Source organism: Pseudomonas sp. SH10-3B, assembly GCF_019891415.1.
GTDB lineage: Bacteria > Pseudomonadota > Gammaproteobacteria > Pseudomonadales > Pseudomonadaceae > Aquipseudomonas.
Window position 1 is genome coordinate 21,752 of sequence record NZ_JAFLXD010000059.1, and the last position, 8,306, is coordinate 30,057.

The window sequence follows — 8,306 nt, forward strand, 5'->3', positions numbered from 1 at the left end:
TCCGGATTTTGGGTAAGGATTACTGGACATATGCTGTTTTCATACCGAGGTGCCCTGCGTGCGGGGCTGGTATACCTGCTGGCTTCGAGTGCCTGGATAGGTATCACTCATCGGGTATTGATCGAGTTTCTCGATAATCCGACCGAGCTAAGCCACTGGTTGCAGGTGCGCGGCTATGTGTGGGTGGTGCTCAGCGCCCTGCTGATCTACCTGATCTGTGCCCGGTTTGCCGGGGCCAGCCAGTTGCAGCAACCCTTGAAAGAGAACCGTGAGCGCCTGCGCCAGGCTGCCGCCGTGTTCGACTGCACCCGCGAAGGGGTATTGGTCACCGACGCCAACGGCCTGATCGTGCATGTGAACCGGGCGTTCATGGAAATTACCGGCTATCAGTGCGAGGACGTCATGGGCCAGCAGCCGAGCCTGTTCAAGTCCGGTCGCCACTCGTCGAATTTCTATCAGCAGATGTTCCAGACCCTGGAAGAAAGTGGCGAATGGAGCGGTGAAATCTGGAATCGGCGCAAAAGCGGTGAGATTTATCCACAGTGGCAAACCATTCGCGTGATTCACGATGACCAGGGCCACGTCAGCCACTACGTCGCGGTGTTTTCCGACATCAGCGCCATCAAGAATTCCGAACACGAACTGGCCCACCTGGCTCACCACGACCCGCTGACCGACCTGCCCAACCGCCTGCTGTTCACCGACCGCGCCGAGCAGGCGCTGGCCTCGGCGCAACTGCACAAACGCGGCTGCGCCCTGCTGTTGCTGGACCTGGACCACTTCAAGATCATCAACGACAGTCTCGGCCATAACATTGGCGACCAGTTGCTCAAGCTGGTGGGCGAGCGGCTCAAGGCGCTGTTCGGCCCCGGCGTGACCCTGGCGCGCCTGGGTGGGGATGAGTTCGCGGTGCTTGCGGAAAGCTGTTCACAGGTGGTGCAGGCCGCAGCGTTGGCGCAGCGCATGCTGGATGTGATGAAGCAGCCGTTCATCTTTGACGGCCATCAACTCTTTATCAGCGCCAGCATCGGCATCAGCCTGTTCCCAAATGACGCCCTGAGCGCCGAACAGTTGCTGCGCAACGCCGACTCCGCGCTGTTCAAGGCCAAAAGCGTGGGGCGCGAAGGTTACGCCCTGTACACCGAAGAACTCACCGCCCACGCGCAGAACCGTGTGGAAATCGCCCGCGAGCTGCGACGCGCCCTCGAACAGCAGGAGCTGCGCGTCTACTACCAGCCTGTGCATGATTTGCACACCAGCCGCCTGATTGGCGTCGAAGCCCTGGTGCGCTGGGAGCACCCGGAACGCGGCCTGGTGCCACCGGGCGAATTCGTCCCCATCGCCGAGCGGACCGGGTTGATTGCCGATATCGATGGCTGGGTGATGGAGCAGGCCTGCCGCCAGATGTGCCAGTGGCTGGCCGACGGCGTGCCGCTGAGTTTTATTGCCATCAACGTATCCAGCCGCCTGTTTGCCCGACGCGAACTCTACGATCAAGTCGCCCAAGTGCTGCACGATACCGGTCTGGACCCGGCGTTCCTTGAGCTGGAAGTCACCGAAAGCGCGGTGATGGACGACCCGGAAGTAGCCTTGGAACAACTGCACCGCCTGCGCGAACTGGGCTTGCGCCTGGCCATCGATGACTTCGGCACCGGCTATTCCTCACTGCTGCGCCTCAAGCGCCTGCCGGTGCAGAAACTCAAGATCGACCAGGGCTTTGTCGCAGGATTGCCATGGGACGACGACGACGCCGCGATTGTGCGCGTGGTCATTGCCCTGGCCAAAAGCATGGGCATGCAGGTGCATGCCGAGGGGATCGAGCAAGTGGAGCAGGCGCGGTTTTTGTTGGAACAAGACTGCGATATGGGCCAGGGATACTGGTTTGGGCGGCCGATGCCGGCGGACGAGATTGATTGGAGCCGCGCACCCACTCTCCAGCCTTGAAGTGCATTCAAAATGTGGGAGGGGGCTTGCCCCGATAGCGGCGCATCAGGCAGAACATCGGTACCTGACCCACCGCCATCGGGGGCAAGCGCCCTCCCACATAGAGGTCTTTGCAAGGTGCTGTTTTCGGCGCATGCCCCACGCAACCCCGCGTCCTGCCAGAAAATTCTTTTCGGTTATATAAACATTCTTAAATAGTATTTTTAAGAATATCCGCGCTTATCTACTATCGCCCTACGCCGCAAGCAGTGCCGCCACTGCGAGGCACTATTCATTTCAGGAGCGAGACCATGAGCGCATCTCTACGTAGCGTCGACGGCCAGGACGAAGCAGCCATTTTGCGTGAGATCCAGAGCGCCTTGCGCGATCTGCGGTTTGGCGCGGTGGAAATCACTGTGCACAACGCTCAAGTGGTACAGATCGAACGCAAGGAAAAATTCCGTTTGCAGAACCCGGGTAACAAACCGAGCTAAGCAAGAACGGCGATAGACCCGCAACTATAAGAAAAAGCCAACACCCCAGAATTTTCAGGAGCTTCTATGTCGTCGATTCGCCGTTATGCCTTGGCCGCCCTGGCCAGCGCCGTGTTTGCCGGTTCCGCCGTTGCCAAGGACTACGAGTTGCTTAACGTCTCGTACGACCCTACCCGTGAGCTGTACCAGGACTACAACGCAGAGTTCACCAACTTCTGGAAACAGTCCCACCCCGGCGACAACGTCAAGATCCAGCAATCCCACGGTGGTTCGGGCAAGCAAGGCCGGGCCGTGATCGATGGCCTGCGCGCCGACGTGGTGACCCTGGCCCTGGCCGGTGACATCGACGAAATCGCCAAGCTGGGCAAGACCCTGCCGGAGAACTGGCAGACCCGCCTGCCGGACGCCAGCACCCCGTACACCTCGACCATCGTGTTCCTGGTGCGCAAGGGCAACCCTAAAGGCATCAAGGATTGGGGCGACCTGATCAAGAAAGACGTTTCCGTGATCACGCCTAACCCGAAAACCTCCGGCGGTGCACGCTGGAACTTCTTGGCCGCCTGGGCCTACGGCCTGAAATCCGGTGGCAGTGAAGCCAAGGCCCAGGAATACGTGAAAGAGCTGTTCAAGCACGTGCCCATCCTCGACACCGGCGCGCGCGGTTCGACCATTACCTTCGTCAACAACGGTCAGGGCGACGTGTTGCTGGCCTGGGAAAACGAAGCCTTCCTGGCCCTGAAAGAAGACGGCGGCGCCGACAAGTTCGACATCGTCGTGCCGTCCCTGTCGATCCTCGCGGAGCCGCCGGTGGCCGTGGTCGACAAGAACGCCGAGAAAAAGGGCAACACCGAGATCGCCACTGAATACCTCAAGCACCTGTACAGCCCGGCTGGCCAGGAGATTGCGGCGAAGAACTTCTACCGCCCACGCGATGCAAAAGTGGCCGCCAAATACGCCCAGCAGTTCCCGAAACTGGACCTGGTGACTATCGACAAAGACTTCGGCGGCTGGAAAACTGCCCAGCCGAAATTCTTTAACGACGGTGGCGTGTTCGACCAGATCTACACGGCGCAGTAAGCCAAAGTACCTGTAGGAGCGAGGGGGACGCCTAGTTCTTGCTCGCGAAGATCGTCAACGATGACGCGGGCATTCTGAATGAACGCGGTGCCCTTGAGTTCTTCGCGAGCAAGCTCGCTCCTACAGTGGTTTCTACCTTTAACCAAGGACTCTTATGTCGCGTCGTATTTCCCCCGTCATACCCGGCTTCGGGCTGACGCTGGGCTACACCGTGGTGTACCTCAGCCTGATCGTACTCATCCCCCTCGCGGCGATGTTTGTACACGCCGCTCAACTCACCTGGGATCAGTTCTGGAACATCATCTCCGCACCGCGTGTGCTGGCGGCGTTGAAACTGAGCTTCAGCACCGCGCTTTACGCCGCCCTGATCAACGGCGTGATCGGCACGCTGCTGGCCTGGGTGCTGGTGCGCTACACCTTCCCCGGCCGCAAGATCATCGATGCGATGATCGACCTGCCGTTCGCCTTGCCCACCGCCGTGGCCGGTATTGCCCTGACTGCGCTGTACACGCCGACCGGCCTGGTGGGCCAGTTCGCCGCCGACCTGGGCTTCAAGATCGCCTACAGCCCGTTGGGCATCACCCTGGCGCTGACCTTCGTGACCCTGCCGTTCGTAGTGCGCACGGTGCAGCCGGTACTCGCGGATATCCCCCGGGAAATCGAAGAAGCCGCCGCCTGCCTGGGCGCCAAACCGTTGCAGGTGTTCCGCTACATCCTCGTCCCCGCGCTGCTGCCCGCCTGGCTGACCGGCTTCGCCTTGGCGTTTGCCCGTGGCGTCGGTGAGTACGGCTCGGTGATTTTTATCGCCGGCAACATGCCGATGAAAACCGAGATCCTGCCGCTGCTGATCATGGTCAAGCTCGACCAATACGACTACCGCGGTGCCACCTCCATTGGCGTGCTGATGCTGGTGGTTTCCTTTGTCCTGCTGCTGCTGATCAACTTGTTGCAGCGGCGCATCGAACGTCCATAAGGAGGCGCGGAACATGTCCCAATCGTCTATTTCCGCTGCATCCTCGGCCAACGCCGCCCGCCGTGGCAGCGCTGTTTCCCGGCGCATCCTGATCAGCCTCGGCTGGCTGGTGTTCTTCCTGTTCCTGCTGCTGCCGCTGTTTATCGTGGTGTCCCAGGGCTTGAAGAATGGCCTCGGCGCGTTTTTCACCGCGATCCTTGAACCGGACGCGTTGTCCGCGTTGAAACTCACGGTGATCGCCGTGCTGATTTCGGTGCCACTCAACCTGGTATTCGGCGTCAGCGCCGCCTGGTGCGTGAGCAAGTACTCGTTCCGTGGCAAGAGCATCCTGGTGACGCTGATCGACCTGCCATTCTCGGTCTCCCCGGTGATCGCAGGCCTGGTCTACGTGCTGATGTTCGGCGCCCAGGGCCTGTTTGGCCCGTGGTTGCAGGAGCACGACATCCAGATCGTGTTCGCCTTGCCCGGCATCGTACTGGCGACCATTTTCGTCACCGTGCCCTTCGTCGCCCGTGAACTGATCCCGCTGATGCAGGAGCAGGGCACCCAGGAAGAAGAGGCTGCGCGCCTGCTCGGTGCCAATGGCTGGCAGATGTTCTGGCATGTCACCGTGCCGAACATCAAATGGGGCCTGATCTACGGCGTGGTGCTGTGTACCGCACGGGCCATGGGTGAGTTCGGCGCGGTGTCGGTGGTGTCCGGCCACATTCGCGGCGTGACCAACACCCTGCCGCTGCACGTCGAGATTCTCTACAACGAATACAACCACGTTGCCGCCTTTGCGGTGGCGAGTCTGCTGCTGATCCTGGCGCTCTTCATCCTGCTGCTCAAGCAGTGGAGCGAGAACCGTATTAATCGCCTGCGCGCCGGTGCGGCTGAGGAATAAGTCATGTCGATTGAAGTCCGTAATGTCAGCAAGAATTTCAACGCCTTCAAGGCCCTGAACAGCATCAATCTGGACATCCAGAGTGGCGAGCTGGTGGCGTTGCTTGGCCCCTCTGGCTGCGGCAAGACTACCTTGCTGCGCATCATCGCCGGCCTGGAAACCCCGGACGACGGCAGCATCGTGTTCCACGGTGAAGACGTCTCCGGCCACGACGTGCGCGATCGCAACGTCGGTTTTGTGTTCCAGCACTACGCGCTGTTTCGCCACATGACCGTGTTCGATAACGTCGCCTTCGGCCTGCGCATGAAGCCGAAAAACCAGCGCCCGAACGAAAGCCAGATTGCGGCCAAGGTTCACGAACTGCTGAACATGGTGCAGCTGGACTGGCTGTCCGACCGTTACCCGGAACAACTTTCCGGTGGCCAGCGCCAGCGTATCGCCCTGGCCCGCGCCCTGGCGGTCGAGCCGAAAGTGCTGCTGCTGGATGAACCCTTCGGCGCCCTCGACGCCAAGGTGCGTAAAGAGCTGCGCCGCTGGCTGGCGCGCCTGCACGAAGACATCAACCTGACGTCGGTGTTTGTGACCCACGACCAGGAAGAGGCCATGGAAGTCGCCGACCGCATCGTGGTGATGAACAAAGGCGTGATCGAGCAGATCGGCTCACCGGGCGACGTCTACGAAAACCCGGCCAGCGATTTCGTCTACCACTTCCTCGGCGACTCCAACCGCCTGCACCTGGGTGAAGACCAGCACGTGCTGTTCCGCCCCCATGAAGTGTCGCTGTCGCGCCACGAACTGGAAGACCACCACGCGGCTGAAGTGCGTGATATTCGTCCATTGGGCGCGACCACGCGGGTGACCTTGAAGGTCGAAGGCCAGAGTGAGCTGATCGAAGCCGAAGTGGTGAAAGACCACGACAGCCTGACCGGCCTGGCTCGCGGCGAGACCTTGTTCTTCAAACCCAAGGTCTGGCAAAAAGCCTGAGCCCCAAACAAAAATCCCGATGTGAAACAGGTTCAATGTGGGAGGGGGCTTGCTCCCGATAGCGGTGTTTCAGCCAGCTTATCTGCTGCTGACCCACTGCAATCGGGAGCAAGCCCCCTCCCACATTCAGGCCTCTCTCGGCTTCAGATCGCGGCGAACCACCGGCCCCGAGCGCTCTTCAATCTGCTGCTTCAAGCCCTGGCGCAACCCCAGCAAAAACGCCACCTCCGCCACCACGAACAACGGCCCCACAATCAGCCCCGACACGTCATCCACAAACGCCGGCTTCTTGCCCTCGTAGTAGTGCCCGACAAACTGAATCACCCAACCCACCACAAACAGGCCGACGCCGCTGCTGAGCCACACCATCGTGCTCTGCGCCGCCAACGCATGCCCGGCCCATACCGACAAACCCATCAACACCGTCATCAGCACGCCCAGTGCCAGTTCGAGGCGCAGGTAAAACCACGCGGAAAACAGCGCCACTATCACCGCCGGGGAAAGCCACAGACCGCCCACCGCCCATTCGGGGCGTGACAGCAGCACGGCCACGGCGACCACAATCAGCGGGATGCCAATGAAGTGGCTGGCGATATTGCGTGGGTCGCGGTGGTAAGCGGCGTATTGACTGAGGTGATCGACGAGGCTTTTCATTGTTGTTCCTCCTGTAGGATGTTTGATCATGCCCTGTCAGCCTGGGACTAACTGTCAGCTGGGCGACAATCTTCGGAGTTCCCATGGACGTAGAGCAATGGCACGCCCGGTTGGCCGTCGGTCACTGGTTCAGTCATCTGCCCGGACCTTTCCAGCATAGTCTGCTGGCCCATGCGCGGCTGCGGCAGCTGACGGCGGGACAATACCTGTTCAAGCGTGGCGACCCGCCCTGTGGCTTGTATGCGGTGCTCGACGGCACCCTGCGTGTCAGTGCGGTGAATGAGCAGGGCAAGGAAGCGCTGTTGAGCCTGGTGGGCGCGCCCTACTGGTTCGGCGAAATCTGCCTGTTCGACGGCTTGCCGCGCACCCACGACGCCTGCGCCACCGGGCCTTGCACGCTCTTGCAGGTGCCGCAGCAGGCGCTGCTGAGCATCCTTGATGACACCCCACAGTATTGGCGTGACCTGGCATTGCTGATGAGTCAGAAGCTACGCCTGAGTTTTATCGGCCTCGAACAACTCAGCCTGATGCCGGCCTCCGTGCGCCTGGCCCACCGCTTGTTGATGATCATCGAGGGGTACGGCGACATCGAACACTCAAAGCGCCGGCTGCAATTGCCTCAGGAAGACCTCGCGGCGATGTTGAACCTGTCACGCCAGACCACCAACGCTTTGCTCAAGGATCTGCAAGCCCAAGGCATCGTGCGCCTGGGCTACGGCGAGATCGAAATCCTCGATGCACAGCGGCTACGAGAGGCGGCGCACACCTGAGGGTGTTAGCCTGCAAACCTGATCAATCGAGGTGTGTTATGCGCGTCCTGTTAGTGGAACATGAATCCGAAGAGGCACAGCGGATGGCCCAGGGCTTGAACGAGGCCGGTTACACCGTGGAAGTCGCGGCCAACGGCATGGCGGCTCAGCGCTTTGTCGAAAGCGCCGAATACGATCTGGTGATCCTGGATGTGATGCTGCCAGGCCTGAATGCCTGGAAGCTGCAGCAGGCCATCCGGCAGAAGGGCGAAACGCCGTTGTTGTTCCTGACCACGCCGGGCGGCATTGAAGATCGCCTGCGCGGCTTGGAGCTGCATGAGGATGATTACCTGCTCAAGCCGTTTGAGGCCAAGGTGCTGGTGATGCGGGTGAAGAAACTGTTGCGGCGCGATCGGGGTCGCTGAGCGATCGCCATCGGGAGCAAGCCCCCTCCCACAGGAGAACGCATTTCAAATGTGGGAGGGGGCTTGATCTGGTCAAGTAATCTTGGACACCGATTAAGGTTCACGCCGCCAACCTTTCCTCCGCAATTGGCGACCGATAGT

The 8,306-nt window shown here is 60.6% G+C and carries 9 protein-coding genes; 8 read left to right on the forward strand and 1 reads right to left on the reverse strand.

The window, feature by feature from the left end:
• The first annotated feature begins 30 nt into the window (after nucleotides 1-30).
• The 6 genes from dibA (at nucleotide 31) to J1G35_RS27775 (ending at nucleotide 6,337) form a co-directional block, all read left to right on the forward strand.
• The gene (gene dibA, locus J1G35_RS27750) at nucleotides 31-1,944 is read left to right on the forward strand and encodes a phosphodiesterase DibA (RefSeq protein WP_053137690.1); all 1,914 of its coding nucleotides are present in this window, start codon (nucleotides 31-33) and stop codon (nucleotides 1,942-1,944) included.
• A 290-nt stretch (nucleotides 1,945-2,234) separates the two neighbouring features.
• A complete protein-coding gene (oscA, locus tag J1G35_RS27755; protein ID WP_003170956.1) occupies nucleotides 2,235-2,417 on the forward strand; it encodes a sulfur starvation response protein OscA in 183 nt (60 codons plus the stop codon).
• A gap of 66 nt (nucleotides 2,418-2,483) precedes the next feature.
• Nucleotides 2,484-3,494, forward strand: a complete 1,011-nt coding sequence (locus J1G35_RS27760) for a sulfate ABC transporter substrate-binding protein (protein WP_053137687.1) — start codon at nucleotides 2,484-2,486, stop codon at nucleotides 3,492-3,494.
• A gap of 154 nt (nucleotides 3,495-3,648) precedes the next feature.
• A complete protein-coding gene (gene cysT, locus J1G35_RS27765; RefSeq protein WP_027607868.1) occupies nucleotides 3,649-4,467 on the forward strand; it encodes a sulfate ABC transporter permease subunit CysT in 819 nt (272 codons plus the stop codon).
• 13 nt (nucleotides 4,468-4,480) lie between these two features.
• Nucleotides 4,481-5,353 carry a sulfate ABC transporter permease subunit CysW gene (gene cysW / locus J1G35_RS27770; protein ID WP_053137684.1) on the forward strand — a complete coding sequence of 291 codons (873 nt, stop codon included), beginning with the start codon at nucleotides 4,481-4,483 and terminating at the stop codon, nucleotides 5,351-5,353.
• A 3-nt stretch (nucleotides 5,354-5,356) separates the two neighbouring features.
• Entirely contained in the window at nucleotides 5,357-6,337 is a 981-nt protein-coding gene (locus J1G35_RS27775) for a sulfate ABC transporter ATP-binding protein (protein WP_053137682.1), read from the forward strand.
• A gap of 126 nt (nucleotides 6,338-6,463) precedes the next feature.
• Here the strand turns inward: J1G35_RS27775 and J1G35_RS27780 are convergent, their stop codons facing one another.
• Nucleotides 6,464-6,991, reverse strand: coding sequence for an Mpo1-like protein (locus J1G35_RS27780; protein WP_223016585.1), 528 nt, complete (start codon nucleotides 6,989-6,991; stop codon nucleotides 6,464-6,466).
• Nucleotides 6,992-7,074: 83 nt separating this feature from the next.
• On the opposite strand from J1G35_RS27780, the gene J1G35_RS27785 reads away from it, so the two are divergent.
• Together J1G35_RS27785 and J1G35_RS27790 are read left to right on the forward strand one after the other, a co-directional pair.
• Complete coding sequence (locus tag J1G35_RS27785; RefSeq protein ID WP_053137676.1) at nucleotides 7,075-7,761, forward strand: Crp/Fnr family transcriptional regulator; 687 nt, start codon at nucleotides 7,075-7,077, stop codon at nucleotides 7,759-7,761.
• A 38-nt stretch (nucleotides 7,762-7,799) separates the two neighbouring features.
• Nucleotides 7,800-8,165, forward strand: a complete 366-nt coding sequence (locus tag J1G35_RS27790; protein WP_053137674.1) for a response regulator — start codon at nucleotides 7,800-7,802, stop codon at nucleotides 8,163-8,165.
• Nucleotides 8,166-8,306 lie beyond the last annotated feature (141 nt).